The organism is Acinetobacter sp. UNC436CL71CviS28, from assembly GCF_000620525.1.
GTDB lineage: Bacteria > Pseudomonadota > Gammaproteobacteria > Pseudomonadales > Moraxellaceae > Acinetobacter > Acinetobacter radioresistens.
In genome coordinates this window covers 13,673-28,616 of sequence record NZ_JIBB01000041.1, presented here as the reverse complement: position 1 = coordinate 28,616, position 14,944 = coordinate 13,673, and the positions used below count along the sequence as shown (strand labels likewise).

The following is a 14,944-nucleotide window of genomic DNA, read 5'->3' as shown; positions in this document are numbered from 1 at the left end:
ACAGTTACTGATACAGAGGGCAATATTATTGAAGGAGCCAAGGTAGAAGTCTGGCATGCCAACAGCCTGGGGAACTATTCATTCTTTGACAAGTCCCAGTCCGACTTTAACCTGCGCCGTACCATCCTTACAGATGTGAATGGTAAATATGTTGCCCTGACCACCATGCCGGTAGGTTATGGCTGCCCGCCAGAAGGCACTACCCAGGCGCTTTTAAACAAGCTCGGCCGTCATGGTAACCGCCCTTCTCATGTGCATTATTTTGTATCGGCACCGGGTTACCGCAAGCTCACCACACAGTTCAATATCGAAGGTGACGAGTATCTGTGGGATGACTTTGCCTTTGCTACCCGTGACGGGCTGGTTGCAACAGCAACAGATGTGACTGATGAAGCTGAAATAGCCCGTCGCGAACTGGAAAAGCCATTCAAGTACATCACTTTTAATGTTGAGCTCGTGAAAGAAGCAGAAGCTGCTCCTTCTAGCGAAGTTGAACGACGACGTGTAGCCGCTTAATATCTTCATCTGAGCCAAAATTTTTGGCTCAGATTTTTTTTCTTCTTAAAAATACTTATATTCCAATTTTCAATTAATTCAGGTTTTTACCTTAAATTATATGTTTACTTTTTTTTAACTCATAAACATCACCCGATAAAACAATATGGAAAAAACGGATGAATATCAGGATTTATTGGATAGTGAAATATGGTTAAAAAGAGTTCAATTGGAAAGAGCGTTTATAGCTATATCCTGTGATGAGCTAAAAACATTTAGTCAGTTTAGAGGAGATTGAACAGATCACTGGCAACAAGATTTAAGCGTTATTGATCTGTAATGGTCAAGGTGTTGGGGCAGTCTCAATAATGAGGCTGATAAAAATAATCGAATTCTATTTTTTAATACATTGTATAGAAATTTTGATCTGTACCGCATGAACCAGATTCAACAATTTGAGTGTCATCATTTTATATTTTGAAAGGAATCAGTATGAAGACAATAGATGCAAATACTGTAATTAACCGTGACAAACTTTCACCCTTGCAATGGGTTGTATTCACTCTGGGTTTTCTGGTCTTCTTTTGCGATGGATTAGATACTGGCATTATTGGTTTTATCGCACCCGCATTACTGGATGACTGGGGCATCAGTAAACCACAGCTGGCGCCTGTATTAAGTGCAGCATTAGTCGGTATGTCAATTGGTGCCATTATTTCTGGTCCAATGGCAGATAAATTTGGACGTAAAGGAGTAATTGTATTGACCACTTTACTGTTCGGGATTTTTACCGTGCTATGTGGCTTTGCCAGCACTACTCAGGAACTAATGATTTATCGTTTCATTACTGGTGTGGGTTTAGGAGCAGCCATGCCAAATATTAGTACGATTGTATCTGAATACATGCCCGTTAAACGTAAAGCCTTTTTAACCGGTCTGGCTGGCTGCGGTTTTATGCTGGGTATTTCCTGTGGTGGGGTACTTTCTGCTTATTTGCTCGAAAGCTTAGGCTGGGCTAAAGTAATTATTATTGGGGGAGCTATTCCTCTTATTCTTGTTGCATTTCTTCTATTCAAGCTTCCTGAGTCCACTCAGTACTTGATCAAACGTAACCAGCAGCAAAAAGCACAAAATATTCTGGAAAATATTCAGGGCCAACGTTTCGCTGAACCTGTCAAACTGGTGCTCACTCAAGCTGAAAACCAGAGCAGTGAAAGTCCAGTCAAACTGGTGTTAGGTAAATATCTTTGGGGCTCTAGCATGTTATGGCTTTGCTGTTTCATGAGCTTGCTGGTGTTTTACCTGTTAACCAGCTGGATGCCAACCATCTTGAAAACAGCTGGTTTTACCACACAACAGTTCAGTCTGATTGCAGCCATCTTCCCGTTCGGGGGAGTCATTGGTGCAACACTTATGGGCTGGTACATGGACAAGTTGAATCCAACCACTGTTATTAAATACTCATATTTGAGTGCATTTGCCTTACTAATTATTGCCGGTCTGGTCAGTTCAAATATCTTACTGCTTGGCATCACCATCTTTCTGATTGGTGCATTACTGGCAGGTGCACAGTCTTCTCTGCTTCCACTCTCGGCAATCTTTTATCCTACTGCCTGCCGTGCCGTAGGAGTTTCCTGGATGCATGGAATTGGACGTATTGGTGCAATTTTAGGTGCTTTCTTCGGTTCTCTGATCTTTACATTTAACCTGAGCCTGAGCGGTATCTTCTTTATTCTGGCAATTCCAACCTTTATTTCTTTTATTGCATTAAGTTTAAAAGTTATGCAGGAAAAAGCAAAAACCAGACAGGCATTAAAACTGGAAGGTTCTGTCTAGAGTATAAAACTTAAAAATAAAAGCTGATTTAGATTTTTATCTAAATCAGCTTTTTTATAGCTGCCAGAAGTTTATAAAATTCTGGACCTTGTCTCACTCGGATTTTCACCAAACTCTTCTCGATATTCCTGAGAAAAACGACTTAAATGGTTGAATCCCCAATCATAGGCAAGCTTAGAAATCGAAAGTTTTCTGTGATGATCTGAACTACTTAAAATTTTATAGATTTGCTGTAAACGGTATTTACGCAAATAAGACATCGGGCTGGTTCCGTAGTAATACTGGAATTCTTCATATAATTTAGATTTTGATACACTAGCTAAACGCTGTAAATCATCAGCACAAATTTCTTCATGGGCATGTGCCACAATAAAATTCCGAACTTTGCTAATATAAGAAGGCTCCCGCTGCTGAGACAGCTCCTTCAATGCATGAGAATAATTATTTTCCTGCGATAAAAGCAGCGCCTTGATCACAAAATTCTCATAATCTTCAGACAGCATCTGTAAACCATAAAAACCTGTATATTGAGACTTAAGCTGTAAAAAGTTCTGTATATTTTTCCACCATGCTTCAATAAGCTGGCCCGAATCCAGACACATTTCAGGATTAAAAATAACAGGCTGCTCAACTTTTCTATTTAAAAGGTCTGCAAGTACCATTTGCAGGCTCTGTTCCGGAATTACTACCTGAATTTTTTTACAGTCTTTATCTATGACTAGGTCCTGTAACTCTGCATTTGAAACAATTAATCCTTTTGTCTCATGCGAAAGATATTTTGCCCCATGTACATTCAATGCCTGTTTACCATGAATCGGTAAACTGATGCTATAAGCTCTCAGCTTAGAAATATTAATTGCAACGTTGGCACCATAGCTGATGGTACCAATGGCCATATGTTTATGAGGCAATCTTAAACCGTCATAATGAAAATCAAGAGTATCGCGACATGTTGTATCTAAACGGTGCTCTCCACAGATTTGGGACATCAAGCTTTGCGCAAAATCAGCTTTACGAGAATAATGATTCAAATCCATCTGTTGGCTGAGTGATTCCATATCCATTCACCTAGCTAAAAACATACTTGTTTTTTAAGCAATTCCTGTACCAGCTTTAACAAAGCTGATTAATTCACTCTACATTATCTGACCCATAAAATAAAACTAATTTTTAGATTTAATTAAAATTATTATGATACTTTTAAAGTATAAATTAATATTATAAAAGCATAGCTTAAATAGAAAAATTATAGCTAGAATCAAATATATACTTATCTAGATGAAATTTAATAGTGATTCAAAGTTAATAACTTTTATAATCATTTTTAATAGTTCTACCAGCTCACAGGTTAGACAGTATAAATTATGAAATAAGAATCATTTTCATATATACTTTATGCTCAAAAACCCTTGATAAGCTTAAAATGAAAAACTATATTTTTTTAGTCGCCCTGATACCCAGCATTGTATTCGCACATGAACCTTATGTAGCGCCTCTAGCATTTTTCACTGAAAACACTCAAATACCTGTGATTTCCGGTTATGCGGAGGTTCCTTTTGCCAGTGAATATGCTTTAAAAGATGTGGTCTTTCATATTACTCAACCAGATCAAAGTCAAACGACGGTTACCCCGAATACTCAATTAAAATCGGCAACTGTTTTTGACTTAGCTTTAAAACTTGACGGAACATACTATATCTCGTCAAAAGTCTCCTATCCGCTGCAATATGCGCTTTATAATAAAGAATGGAAGATTTTTTATGATACAACAGAAGGAAAAGAAAAAAGTATTGCTGAGCGGGACTATGTTATTCCTGGTGATTTCAAGAAAACACCTCAATTAAAAAATGTGACTCGTGAGTGGAGTATTGAAACATATCTCTCGAAAAACAAACTGACTGAAGTTAAAGAAAAGATAGATTTTCCCCTCCAAGTCAAGTTTTCCAGTCATCCGAATAATATTAAGGCAGGACATCCTGTAAGCTTAGCGGTTTCAAAAAATAATAAGCTTTTAAGTAAAGCAGAAATAGTAATAAGGGAAAAAGGTCAAAGTGAACAAAATACAAAAACTGTTCTGACCGATTTCAAAGGTAGAGCAAATCTGACGTTTCCAGCCGCAGGACAATATCTGCTTGAGATAACAGAAACTCAAAATCCTAAAGCGGAGCCGGTTAACCAGTACTATAAAATTATTTCTTTATCAGTAAACTAATTTGCAAACCCGCTTAAGGCTAAACTGGAACAGTTAAAATTGCCCGGTTTAGCCTTGAATGGATTATTCTTTTATGCGTGTTTATTAATTTTAATTAGATAGTGCATGAGTTTATATATAAATTTTTGAAATGAAGCTTTTATTCAATATCATTTTCCATACAAATCATTATGATAAAAAAGCTGGATGTCTTGAATACTGGAAATAACAGAAGATATGGAAATTGATGAAGAGCTCACTCTAAAAAAAATACAGATATTTCTCATGTTCATGCGCTATGGAAATTTGTCGAAAACTGCAGCAGAAATGCAGATTAGTACGGTTAGCGTACACAAAGCACTGCATTCTCTGGAAAGCGCGCTACGTTGTCCGCTATTTAAAAATGAAGGCCGTAACCTGATTCCCTTAAAAAGTGCTTATGTACTGCAAGAGCATTCACAAAAACTTGTTCAGGATATGATCATCACTGTAAATAAAACCCGTGAAGCCGCAGGGTTTGCAGCCAAAGTCCTGCATTTGGGTTCACTCTATTCACTTACAGTAAATACCATACCAAATGTGATTAGCGGTTTAAAATTACGACGCGGCGAACTTGATATTCAACTTCTGCTCAGTTCCAATCTGGATCTGGTAAAAAAATTAAAATCTACCGAGCTGGATGCAATTATTGTGGCTCTCAATGACACCACAGATGATCTGGATTTTGAACGGCTACCTATGTTTCAGGACAGTATTTACCTGGCTGTAAATAAAAACTCTTTGCTCGCCGAAGAACATGAAATTGATCTGAGTTTACTTAAAGATGAGACATTCCTGACACTTTCAAAAGGTTTCGCAACCCGCAATGATAGTGATACAGTCTTTGAGAAGGCAGGAATTGATCCAAAAGTTTTTTTACAGGTTAGTGATATTTTTACTTTAATCAGCATGGTGAGTAGTGGTGTTGGTCTTGCACTGCTCCCCGGCCGTATTTCATCTATTTATGAAAGCTCGGTCCGTCTTATTCCTTTACAGGCGAAGTACCAGATTAAGCAGGAAATAGGTCTGGTCTTTCTTAAAAGTAAAGAACGTGATCCGAATCTTTTGGCCTTGATTGCAGAATGCCGGATGTTTGCCCAGCAGTATCTGCTTGAATAATTGAGCAACAGAGTTGATTTCAGCTATTGCTCATTTGAGGATGTTAACAGTTTTAGCCAAAAAGAGCATTTATTGTCAGGAAAAATACAGAAGGTCCAAGCAGACATCCCAGTCCTGTATAAAAAGTTGCAACCAGCGCACCATAAGGCACCAGACGAACATCTGTTCCAGCAAGGCCTGCTGCAGTACCGCTGGTAGTACCTGCAAGGCCGCCAAAAACCATGGCTGAGCGCGGGCTTTTCAGGTACATAAATTTTGCAAGTAAAGGAGTACCGACCATAAAGAAGACAGATTTGATCAGGCCAATTGCGATAGACAACGCAATAACTTCAGAACTGGCACCAATGGCCGTACCGGTAATCGGGCCTACAATATAAGTCATTGCGCCAGCTCCGATAGTCGTCATTGAAACAGGGTCTTTATATCCCATTACCCAGGCAATCATAGCACCAATTATAAAAGGCACTACACAGCCCAGTAATAGGGCAACAAAACCAATTTTCCCAGCCTTTTTCACTTCTTTCACATCAACTTCAAATGCTGTTGAAGCAATGGCAAGATCCCGAATCATGGCCCCACCCAGCAAGGCAAAACCTGAGAAAATTGCAATATCTGAAATTCCTTTCGTACCCTGCGTATATACACCAGCAAAGTAGGCGACGACCAGCCCTAACGTAATAGCGATAGCCGAGCTCTGCAGCTTACCTTTAGTCAGATATTTTGAAAGCAGATGGGAGACAAACATCATCAGCCCTGTCACTGCAAGCGCAGTGACTAGCGCATTTTTACTTAAAACTGCAATAAGTGCATCCATAATTTTTCCTTTTTAGTCCATTAATTCTGATTATTATTAGGCAGTCTTTTCTTTGGCTTCGATAGACCAGTTATAAGTTTCGTAATCACCACTCATACGGTTTAGGTAACGAATCACAAATACTGTGCCTATTAAGGAAGTCACCGCAACAATGATACCCACCATTCCGCCAGACAATGCAGCAACTACATTCTGGCCTGCCGACATTGCGACCACGATAGGAATATACATTCCTGACCAGTACAGCACTCCAAACTGGGTTACTTGAGGCAAATATCCCTTTTTCATTAAGATTTCTTTGGCCAGAATTAACAGGATCATGGAAATGGCAACACCGCCCACATTAGCCTTTACACCCAACAGCAGGCCTAAAGTATTTCCAAGATAATCACCTAACAGATGGCAGATTGCCAGAATTGCTGTTCCATATATAATCATTTTAAATTCCTCTATCCATTGAGCTACATCATATTGTTTTAACTAGATTTTACTTCAGCTTATCTGCTCTTTTTGCATTGCAGTGATCAAACTGTCCAGTTGAGTATTCTGAAAACATAAAACTGAACCCTCTTTAAATATTTTTCGTGCCAAGCCGGTCAGTACAGTGCCGGGTAAAGCTTCAATATGTAATCTGACTCCTCTTTCCCAAGCAGCCTGGACCGTACTCTCCCAGTCAATCATCCGGCTCATATTAAAAGTAAGGTCATCGAGTATCTGGGCATCTGTTCGCAGTAAACGTGCAGAGGTACCACTTAAATATTTAATTTTAGGTTGTGCGGAAGCTACTCCTTTTATATCGATATGTAGCTGTCTGGCCTGCGGTTCAAGCAATATACAGTGTGAAGGGACACTAACCGCCAGACGTTTTACGATTGCGCCGTCCAGACGTGCAAGGCTGGAAACCTGTTGCATTGCTTCCTCTGAACCTGAAATGACTATCTGATCGCTGGCATTGATATTGGCTATGTATATATCTGGGGTTTCTATACGAACCTGTGATATCCATTGTTCAACCCTCATACGATCTGTGCCGATTACTGCTGTCATACCATATCCTTGCGGATAAGCCTGTTGCATTAGCTCACCTCGTCTGGCCACAAGTTTTAAACCATCTTCGAAACTGATTACACCGGCGACGGTCGCTGCTGCCCATGCTCCAATCGATAAACCGGCCACGTAGTCTGGATAAATATTCTGTTCAGTTAGAAGAGCAGAACTAATTATGCCCGACAGATATAAACATAACTGAACTGCATAAGTTGATCTGAGATTTTCAGGTTGGTCCAGTAGCAGCACATCCTGTTTTAAAACGTCAGACGCCTGTTCAAGATATTGTTTCACCAGTTTATGGGTTGGCAGCTCATGTAACATATTGATTTTTTGGGCGCCCTGTCCCGGATATACCCAGATCGAACTCATACTAAGCTCCTTCCAAGTTCCAAGGATTGAGCACTAAAACAGCCACATTTTGACATTTTAGTAAAATACTTCCTGCTGCTTGTGCCCACTCCCTTAATGCGATGCCACCTGAAGGGGTCTGAAGCTGTACATCTATTTTGAGTTTAAGGGCATCGAGCTGCTGTAAAATAGTTCGTGCCTGCTCTTTTTCCATTAAGCACTCTGCACGTATTAACAGGTCTATATCACTCTGTTCTGTCACTGTTCTCAGACCGGTTGCCAGTTCAAAGCCTGTACTACCGGTATAACCCCAAGGTAAGCCAATACTTTCCATAACCTGCCCTACCAGTTCTAGGCTTTGCTGGAGATGGGGAAACCCGGCAAGGTCTGTTTTCACCAGCGCCTCAGGCTTGATATGTTGGGTAATCGCCTGAACAGGCATCTCGGTGGCATAGCGTAGGCTACGGCATTTTCCACGAATACCGACTGCAATTACAGCAGGACGGGTAGATGCACGGCGTATCACCACCGGCACTTCCCGTGACAATTCATGTGCTACCCATTCAGGCGCATTTTGCGGTAACATAGCCGGCGTCATTCCCCATAGCAAGTCATGTGGCTGCAGCTGAGTATTCATGACCATTGCTCACGTAATAATTCACGTACCTGTTTAGAGGCTTTACGATTTTCTGCATTCAAACGGTGTTTAAGGTCAGTCATGCCCTGTTGCCTAATATTGATAAATGCATGAACCAGAACCTGCTGGACATTAAATATGTCCTGGCCGGTAGGCTGGTCTGCATCACTGACTTCCAGCATGTCAGACAGTAATCCTAATGTGTTGTAGCTTTCAATGTCATACGCCATTGGTGGTATATTGGCAGCCAGTTGCTCCAGCTCATCTACTGTACGTAATGTTACACGGGCAGCAGATTCTTTGCCCATGGCATGTACCATCACGCCAGAATCCTTTAGTGCTAAAATCCGGTTTGCCTGATAGCCATGAGCCAGAAAAGCACCCGACATTGATTTTCCGACCAGTAGGCTGACTACCGGATGTCCGGCCAGACGTGCACGTACATAACTGTCTACTGCACCGGCCAAAGCCTGATGTATCCCCAGCAATTCTTCACGACGCCCATAAGCCTGACTCGGCACATCGACAATACATAGAATTGCACGCTTATCTTTTTTTCCTTCATCGAGTTGAATAAGTTGATCTACAGCTTTTGCCAGTGACCATCCTTCAAGGAGTCCTACCTCGCCTTTGCGTGCCCGTGGAAAGTGATTATGAATATCCGGTACAACTGCAAATACCCGCAACATCTGCCCGTCTATTTGTCCATCGGCAACCAGCAGAGAATGAATGCCAGTTTCAATTTTCTGGAAACCTCGTGTTAAAATTTCAAACCAGTGTTTACCCCGAACTGAAAACTTGATGGCGTTTATGTCCATATTCATGTCTGTTCTCCCTGATACAACGCTTGCACCTGAACAGGCAATAATTGTTCTGATGTATCTATTTGACTGAGCTTGGGCAGATAAAAAGAATAGTCTGAACTGCGATGCAGTTGAGGTATACCCTGCTGCATATAGTTAATCACCTGTTGTTTCATTTGTTCTCGGTCATCTTGTACATAAGCATCGACCAAGCCACTGGCAAAGCGCTGAGCCCCTCCGGTAATACTCCAGATAAAAGGACGGTCTTTAGCGTCATATTCCTGTATACCTGCTTCCTGTTCAATTACCTGTGGTCCGTTTAACCCAAGACGACCTTCCTGTGTTATGATCAGGTAACTGCATAATCCTGCTGCAATTGACATTCCACCGAAGCAACCCACACTTCCTGCAATAATTCCAATCACAGGCCGGTATTGTCTAAGCTCAACAATTGCTGCCTGAATTTCTGCAATAGCAGCCAGACCCAAGTTAGCCTCCTGCAAACGTACGCCACCAGTTTCTAGCAGTAAAATAGCGGCGGTCGGAATTCCCTGACGGTTATCTTCGATTGCCATTTCAAGTGCGCCAGCAATTTTGGCACCGCCGACTTCCCCAAGACTTCCTCCCTGAAATACACCCTCAATTGAGATGACAACAGTAGGTTGCTGCTGGATTAATCCTTTGATAATTACAACGCCATCATCGGCCTGCGGTACAATATTTTGCTTGGGCAGCCATGGCGACATAATTCGTGCAAATGGATCAAGCAGTTCACGCCCGCTGTTCGGGTCCAGAAATGACCAAGCACGTTCACGGGCATTTAATTCAATAAAGCTCTGCTGTTCTAGTAGTTTATTTTTATCCGGCATTTTCTATCTCCTCAAAGGCCTGTTCCAGCCTTAAACGGACAACTCCCGGTGTCGCTCCAAAATCGTGGATATCAATATTGACTGCTGGCGGAAGCTGGCTGGTAAATACCCGTTCAAACAGGTTATTCCAACGCTGACTGCTGCCATCTACTGAAGTTGTTACCCTGACTTTAAGCTTTCTTTCTGAACCGGGTTCCATCAGGATTTCCAGATCTCCTGAACCTACACAGCCAACTACAATAGATTTTTGAGGTACTTTTCCCGCATTAAATTCAAAATTTAATATTTCCATACTTAGTCATCCTTTAATATTTTATGGTCCGTTCTGCTTATGCTATCCAGAAACAGTAAGGCTGCCAGTAAATCTGCTGCTCCCCCGGCCGACGCTCTAATGGCCAGTAAATTATGTTCTAGCTGTTGTAAAGCCTGCTGTCCTTTTAAGGTAGAACTTCCTCCTGAGGCCAGAACATATTTTGCACCGTCCTGCATCTGTTCTAGCCCGGAAAGGCCAGCTCGATAAATGACACAGGTATCTGTAAGCTGTGACATCATGGCAAGCAAGCTATCAAGCCGTGCATGACTTTCACTTATACTTTTACTACGGCTCAGGCATAATTGCGGCCAACCGTACTGAACTATTACTGGAAAACCTTGCTGGGCCTGCTGTTTGGCACCATTTATGCCATATTGCTGCCGGATTTTCTGGCCATGTGTTAATGCCTGTACTGGAATGAACCGGTCTTCCAAACAGGCAATTTTTCCGGCAAGCCTGCATAAGTTAGGTACAGTTAGTCTTTTCTGCTTTTCAAGAGTAAGCGCTGTAGCAGTGACCATTAATCCAAGTGACCAGATTGCACCACGATGCGTATTAATGCCTTGAGTTACCTGCAGCATTTGCTTCTCACCTTGACGCCCAATATGACCAATTTCTTCTCTTAATGACTGACAGACAGTTCCATATTTTTCTGCGGCCTGAGCCATTGCCTTAAACATGGGAAACAGGCTTTGTGCAGAATGCTCCATCAGCTCAAGGCTAAGGTCATCATGTGCACCACTGCCACGCTGGTCGACCAGTGCCGGCTTAGGAGTCAGATTTACTTCATCTAGTAATGCCTGGACGGCAAATTCAGCCAGCCGCTCGGCCACAGTCAAAGAAGTTCCGGTTAAAACAGCCATCATTACCAGCTCCTGAATTTTGCAGGTGGTTGATATAAGCCATCTGACCAGGACACAAGCTCTGCAATATTTTTGGCAGCTAGTAATTCGCGTGTTGCATCAGTACGGCGTATCCCTAGGTCTTCTGGAAAGACCACCAGACCTTCCTGACGCAGGCGTTCAGTTGTTTTAGGGTTATGATTAAGACCTATATCAGTTACACCTGCAACCGCTGCAATCATCTCTTCTCGTTCTTGCATACTGCGGGCTTTATATAGGTAGGCAATTCCTTCCTCAGTGAGTAAATGGGTTACATCGTCACCATAAATCATGATAGGTGCCAGTGCCATACCAGCTTTTTGAGCTACACCTACCGCATCAAGCGTATTTACAAAAGTAGGTTTCCTGCCTTCCTGAAAGGTTTCTACCATCTGTACAACCAGTTTCTTGCCACGAGCGAGATAAGTATCTGTATCAGTTTGTTCTGTGGTCCGCATGTCCAGCCAGGCAGGTGTGGCATGTCTGCGTCCACGAGGGTCATGGCCCATATTGGGCGCTCCACCAAAACCGGCAAGTCGGCCTTTAGTAACTGTGGAAGAGTTCCCGCTTCCATCTACCTGAAGCGTTGCTCCAATAAACAGATCTACTGCGTACTGTCCAGCCAACTGGCACATCATACGGTTAGAACGTAATGAGCCATCTCGACCGGTAAAAAATACATCAGGGCGGGCAGCAATATATTTTTCCATGCCTAGCTCGGTCCCGAAGCAATGCACACTTTCCACCCAACCAGTTTCAATGGCAGGTATTAATGTCGGGTGCGGATTGAGTGTCCAGTTGCGGCAAATCTTGCCTTTTAAACCCAGGGATTCGCCATAAGTAGGTAAAATCAGTTCAATCGCTGCTGTGTTAAAACCGATCCCATGATTTAAAGATTGCACTTGATGACGTTCATAAATACCGCGGATCGCCATCATGGCCATCAATATATGCACAGGCTTGATGTGTTTCGGATCACGTGTAAATAAAGGTTCGATATAAAATGGTTTATCTGCTACCACGACAAAATCTACCCATGAAGCAGGAATATCAACCCGCGGTAAATCTGTAACATCATCAACCAGTTCATTTACCTGGACTATTACAATGCCGTCACTAAAAGCAGCAGGTTCTATTAAAGCTGGAGAATCTTCTGTACTTGGGCCGGTATAGATATTACCCTGCCGGTCTGCCATAAAACCTGCTGAAAGTACAACGTTGGGAATAAGATCAACCAGTAACCGTGAATAGAGTTCAATATAAGTATGAATGGCTCCAACTTCGAGCAGCCCGTCTTCAATTAATTGACTGATTCTAAGACTTTGTGTTCCTGCAAAAGAAAAGTCCAACTTGCGGGCAATACCTTTTTCAAACAGATCCAGATGTTCCGGACGCCCAACGCTGGGCATAATCATATGCAGGTCATGCAGAATTTCCGGATTGACTTGTATCAGTGAGCGAGATAGAAAATCTGCCTGTTTCTGGTTATTTCCTTCCAGAACTACTTTATCGCCTGGTGTAATCAGTATTTCTAATACTTTTATAATATCTTCTGCCGGAATAATGCAGCCATCGGCATATTTTGCAGCCATTTCCAGTTTGAGTTGTTTTGCATGTCGACGTTTTGTCCATATACGTTCTTTATTCTGAACCGAACCTTCCATGAGGCTTTCCTTAATACTTATCTCCTGATCTATAAAACTCTTTTTAGTATGCAGGATCAATCAACCTGAAAGCAGAATCATTAACCTAAAGTTAATGATTCAAAACTGCTTTGGAGTGGCATGTTAAAAAGTCTAATTAAGAGAAGGTAGTTAAGTACTATTACTAGGCATATAATTCTTTTTCAGTTTCTCAATTATTTTTTATATAAAATAAATTTTTAATTTAGTATATTTCATTATTTATAGGATTAATTCAAATATTAAATTAGTTTTAAATATAATCTTCCTATGTTTTTATAATATCATGATAAATCAATGATACTTTATCCCATAAAGTATAATATCATTAAAATCAAAAACTTATTTACATATTATTTAATTTAAAATATAGAAAATATACTTCTATTCTGTATATTTTCTATAGATCAGAAAAATCCTCAATACTATATTTTAATAAAATCTATTTAGCTATAGGTTGAGCAGAAAGCGGCACACCAAATAACTGGTCAAAAATCCAGTTAAAGGTAAAAGTATAAAAAGGAATAATAACAATTAAAGAAGCATCTAAAATAAATGCTTTGAGTAATGTAATTTCCATCCACCAGGCAATAAGAGGAATTAGAAAAATTATTAGGGTGAGCTGAAACCCTATTGCGTGGGCTATACGCCGTTTCACAGTACGGGTACGCATCGTTTGACGTCTTTCCCATGCTTCGAACATCAGGTTATATACCAGATTCCAAAGTGCCGCCATACTGGTCACTAAAATTGCTAGAGGTCCAGTATGGCTTAATGTGCTACCAGTCAATAAAGCGAAACATAGCGAAGAAATTCCCATTCCGATGATTTCATAGCTAGTGATATAAACTACTCGACGTTTCATTCCTTGCATGAATGAGATTACCTGAACAAATTAATAAGATTCCCTATTTTAATTTCAGTTAGAATTATTGATAAAGTTAATAGCTTTCAGTTGAACTGATAACAAATGAATTTTAGTAGTGAAAATATTGAGTTATTTCTTGCTGTTCTTGATGCAGGCTCTTTTTCTGCGGCCGCACGAAATTTACGCAGGGTTCCGTCGGCAGTAAGCATGGGTATAGCCAACCTAGAGGCAGAATTAGGACTAATGCTTTTTGAAAGAACTCCACGCAAGGTTATTCCTACAGCTACGGCGCTGGCATTAGTACCACAGGCCAGAATGATTTCAGAGCAACTTAAGCAAATGACGAAGCATGCATGTGAACTGTCTTTGGGCCTGGAGAATATTTTAAAAATAGGTGTCGTTTCTGATGTAAATAACCGGAAGCTCTTGCTGGCTATACAAAAAATTGCCTCAAAATATCCCCTGCTTCATATTGAAGTTATTACAGCGCCACAGGATGATATTCTACATATGCTTTATGCAGAACAGATCAGTATCTGTCTGGCCAGTTCCGGTCAAAATATTAAGATGCAGGAATATTTGCAGCTTGTTACTACAGAGACAGTGGTAGCTACAATTTCAGCAAACCATGAATTGGTACATACAAATAAAGATGCAATTTTTATTGAAGATCTGATTAATGTACGGCAGATATTAGTTGCAAGTACCGAGCTAGACATAACAGATTTAAGGCCTGTGATAGGTGCTTCTTACTGGCGAACCAACCATCTACAGACAGCAATTGATATGGTGGAGATAGGCTTAGGCTGGGGTAACTTTCCTTTATCTCTGGTAAAAGATCTGATTGATACCGGCCGGCTAATCCAGTTAAATTTTAAAAATACACAGAATCAGCTCCCTATGCCGGTCTATTTGGTCTGGTTAAAAGATAAGGTACTTCCTAAAGCCTCTCGTGAATTAATAGAGCTGATCCGCGAAGACTGGTCAACATAATCACTA

At 41.0% G+C, this 14,944-nt stretch carries 15 protein-coding genes and 1 pseudogene; 5 read left to right on the top strand and 11 right to left on the bottom strand.

The window, feature by feature from the left end:
• Both N518_RS0112930 and N518_RS0112925 read left to right on the top strand, forming a co-directional pair.
• Positions 1-516 (top strand): annotated as a pseudogene (locus N518_RS0112930) (catechol 1,2-dioxygenase); the annotation flags it as partial.
• 471 nt (positions 517-987) lie between these two features.
• Positions 988-2,331, top strand: a complete 1,344-nt coding sequence (locus N518_RS0112925; protein WP_026444362.1) for an MFS transporter — start codon at positions 988-990, stop codon at positions 2,329-2,331.
• A 71-nt stretch (positions 2,332-2,402) separates the two neighbouring features.
• On the opposite strand, the gene N518_RS0112920 is transcribed toward N518_RS0112925, so the two are convergent.
• On the bottom strand, positions 2,403-3,389 hold the full coding sequence (locus N518_RS0112920) for an AraC family transcriptional regulator (RefSeq protein ID WP_005026444.1): 987 nt from the start codon (positions 3,387-3,389) through the stop codon (positions 2,403-2,405).
• A 365-nt stretch (positions 3,390-3,754) separates the two neighbouring features.
• Here N518_RS0112920 and N518_RS0112915 point away from each other — a divergent pair, with 365 nt between their 5' ends.
• The gene (locus tag N518_RS0112915; protein ID WP_026444361.1) at positions 3,755-4,543 is read left to right on the top strand and encodes a DUF4198 domain-containing protein; all 789 of its coding nucleotides are present in this window, start codon (positions 3,755-3,757) and stop codon (positions 4,541-4,543) included.
• 216 nt (positions 4,544-4,759) lie between these two features.
• The gene (locus N518_RS0112910) at positions 4,760-5,680 is read left to right on the top strand and encodes a LysR family transcriptional regulator (protein ID WP_026444360.1); all 921 of its coding nucleotides are present in this window, start codon (positions 4,760-4,762) and stop codon (positions 5,678-5,680) included.
• Positions 5,681-5,732: 52 nt separating this feature from the next.
• Here the strand turns inward: N518_RS0112910 and madM are convergent, their stop codons facing one another.
• From madM to N518_RS0112860, 10 genes are all read right to left on the bottom strand, one after another.
• Complete coding sequence (gene madM, locus N518_RS0112905) at positions 5,733-6,494, bottom strand: malonate transporter subunit MadM (RefSeq protein WP_005026453.1); 762 nt, start codon at positions 6,492-6,494, stop codon at positions 5,733-5,735.
• 36 nt (positions 6,495-6,530) lie between these two features.
• Positions 6,531-6,932, bottom strand: a complete 402-nt coding sequence (madL, locus tag N518_RS0112900; RefSeq protein WP_005026459.1) for a malonate transporter subunit MadL — start codon at positions 6,930-6,932, stop codon at positions 6,531-6,533.
• A gap of 54 nt (positions 6,933-6,986) precedes the next feature.
• Positions 6,987-7,913: a malonate decarboxylase subunit epsilon gene (gene mdcH, locus N518_RS0112895; protein WP_005026462.1), complete on the bottom strand. Its 927-nt coding sequence runs from the start codon at positions 7,911-7,913 to the stop codon at positions 6,987-6,989.
• A 1-nt stretch (position 7,914) separates the two neighbouring features.
• Entirely contained in the window at positions 7,915-8,529 is a 615-nt protein-coding gene (locus N518_RS0112890) for a malonate decarboxylase holo-ACP synthase (RefSeq protein WP_005026464.1), read from the bottom strand.
• Positions 8,526-9,353 (bottom strand): biotin-independent malonate decarboxylase subunit gamma, encoded by an 828-nt coding sequence (mdcE, locus tag N518_RS0112885; RefSeq protein ID WP_005026471.1) that lies wholly within the window; start codon positions 9,351-9,353, stop codon positions 8,526-8,528. The genes N518_RS0112890 and mdcE overlap by 4 nt, the downstream gene beginning before the upstream one ends.
• On the bottom strand, positions 9,350-10,201 hold the full coding sequence (locus N518_RS0112880; RefSeq protein WP_017400633.1) for a biotin-independent malonate decarboxylase subunit beta: 852 nt from the start codon (positions 10,199-10,201) through the stop codon (positions 9,350-9,352). The genes mdcE and N518_RS0112880 overlap by 4 nt, the downstream gene beginning before the upstream one ends.
• Positions 10,191-10,493 (bottom strand): malonate decarboxylase subunit delta, encoded by a 303-nt coding sequence (locus N518_RS0112875; RefSeq protein WP_005019778.1) that lies wholly within the window; start codon positions 10,491-10,493, stop codon positions 10,191-10,193. The genes N518_RS0112880 and N518_RS0112875 overlap by 11 nt, the downstream gene beginning before the upstream one ends.
• Positions 10,494-10,495: 2 nt before the next feature.
• Positions 10,496-11,380 (bottom strand): triphosphoribosyl-dephospho-CoA synthase, encoded by an 885-nt coding sequence (locus N518_RS0112870; protein WP_005019776.1) that lies wholly within the window; start codon positions 11,378-11,380, stop codon positions 10,496-10,498.
• A complete protein-coding gene (gene mdcA, locus N518_RS0112865; RefSeq protein WP_005026479.1) occupies positions 11,380-13,059 on the bottom strand; it encodes a malonate decarboxylase subunit alpha in 1,680 nt (559 codons plus the stop codon). The genes N518_RS0112870 and mdcA overlap by 1 nt, the downstream gene beginning before the upstream one ends.
• A gap of 460 nt (positions 13,060-13,519) precedes the next feature.
• Positions 13,520-13,951 (bottom strand): PACE efflux transporter, encoded by a 432-nt coding sequence (locus tag N518_RS0112860; RefSeq protein ID WP_005026480.1) that lies wholly within the window; start codon positions 13,949-13,951, stop codon positions 13,520-13,522.
• A gap of 96 nt (positions 13,952-14,047) precedes the next feature.
• Here N518_RS0112860 and N518_RS0112855 point away from each other — a divergent pair, with 96 nt between their 5' ends.
• Positions 14,048-14,938 carry a LysR family transcriptional regulator gene (locus N518_RS0112855; protein ID WP_005026482.1) on the top strand — a complete coding sequence of 297 codons (891 nt, stop codon included), beginning with the start codon at positions 14,048-14,050 and terminating at the stop codon, positions 14,936-14,938.
• Positions 14,939-14,944: the final 6 nt, after the last annotated feature.

Bases quoted from the DNA above. Each gene is read 5' to 3' on its own strand.
- N518_RS0112890 (WP_005026464.1), bottom strand. From the start codon at position 8,529: ATGAATACTCAGCTGCAGCCACATGACTTGCTATGGGGAATGACGCCG.
- N518_RS0112880 (WP_017400633.1), bottom strand. From the start codon at position 10,201: ATGCCGGATAAAAATAAACTACTAGAACAGCAGAGCTTTATTGAATTA.
- N518_RS0112875 (WP_005019778.1), bottom strand. From the start codon at position 10,493: ATGGAAATATTAAATTTTGAATTTAATGCGGGAAAAGTACCTCAAAAA.
- N518_RS0112925 (WP_026444362.1), top strand. From the start codon at position 988: ATGAAGACAATAGATGCAAATACTGTAATTAACCGTGACAAACTTTCA.
- N518_RS0112920 (WP_005026444.1), bottom strand. From the start codon at position 3,389: ATGGAATCACTCAGCCAACAGATGGATTTGAATCATTATTCTCGTAAA.
- N518_RS0112915 (WP_026444361.1), top strand. From the start codon at position 3,755: ATGAAAAACTATATTTTTTTAGTCGCCCTGATACCCAGCATTGTATTC.
- madL (WP_005026459.1), bottom strand. From the start codon at position 6,932: ATGATTATATATGGAACAGCAATTCTGGCAATCTGCCATCTGTTAGGT.
- N518_RS0112855 (WP_005026482.1), top strand. From the start codon at position 14,048: ATGAATTTTAGTAGTGAAAATATTGAGTTATTTCTTGCTGTTCTTGAT.
- madM (WP_005026453.1), bottom strand. From the start codon at position 6,494: ATGGATGCACTTATTGCAGTTTTAAGTAAAAATGCGCTAGTCACTGCG.
- mdcA (WP_005026479.1), bottom strand. From the start codon at position 13,059: ATGGAAGGTTCGGTTCAGAATAAAGAACGTATATGGACAAAACGTCGA.
- N518_RS0112860 (WP_005026480.1), bottom strand. From the start codon at position 13,951: ATGCAAGGAATGAAACGTCGAGTAGTTTATATCACTAGCTATGAAATC.
- N518_RS0112870 (WP_005019776.1), bottom strand. From the start codon at position 11,380: ATGATGGCTGTTTTAACCGGAACTTCTTTGACTGTGGCCGAGCGGCTG.
- mdcE (WP_005026471.1), bottom strand. From the start codon at position 9,353: ATGAATATGGACATAAACGCCATCAAGTTTTCAGTTCGGGGTAAACAC.
- mdcH (WP_005026462.1), bottom strand. From the start codon at position 7,913: ATGAGTTCGATCTGGGTATATCCGGGACAGGGCGCCCAAAAAATCAAT.
- N518_RS0112910 (WP_026444360.1), top strand. From the start codon at position 4,760: ATGGAAATTGATGAAGAGCTCACTCTAAAAAAAATACAGATATTTCTC.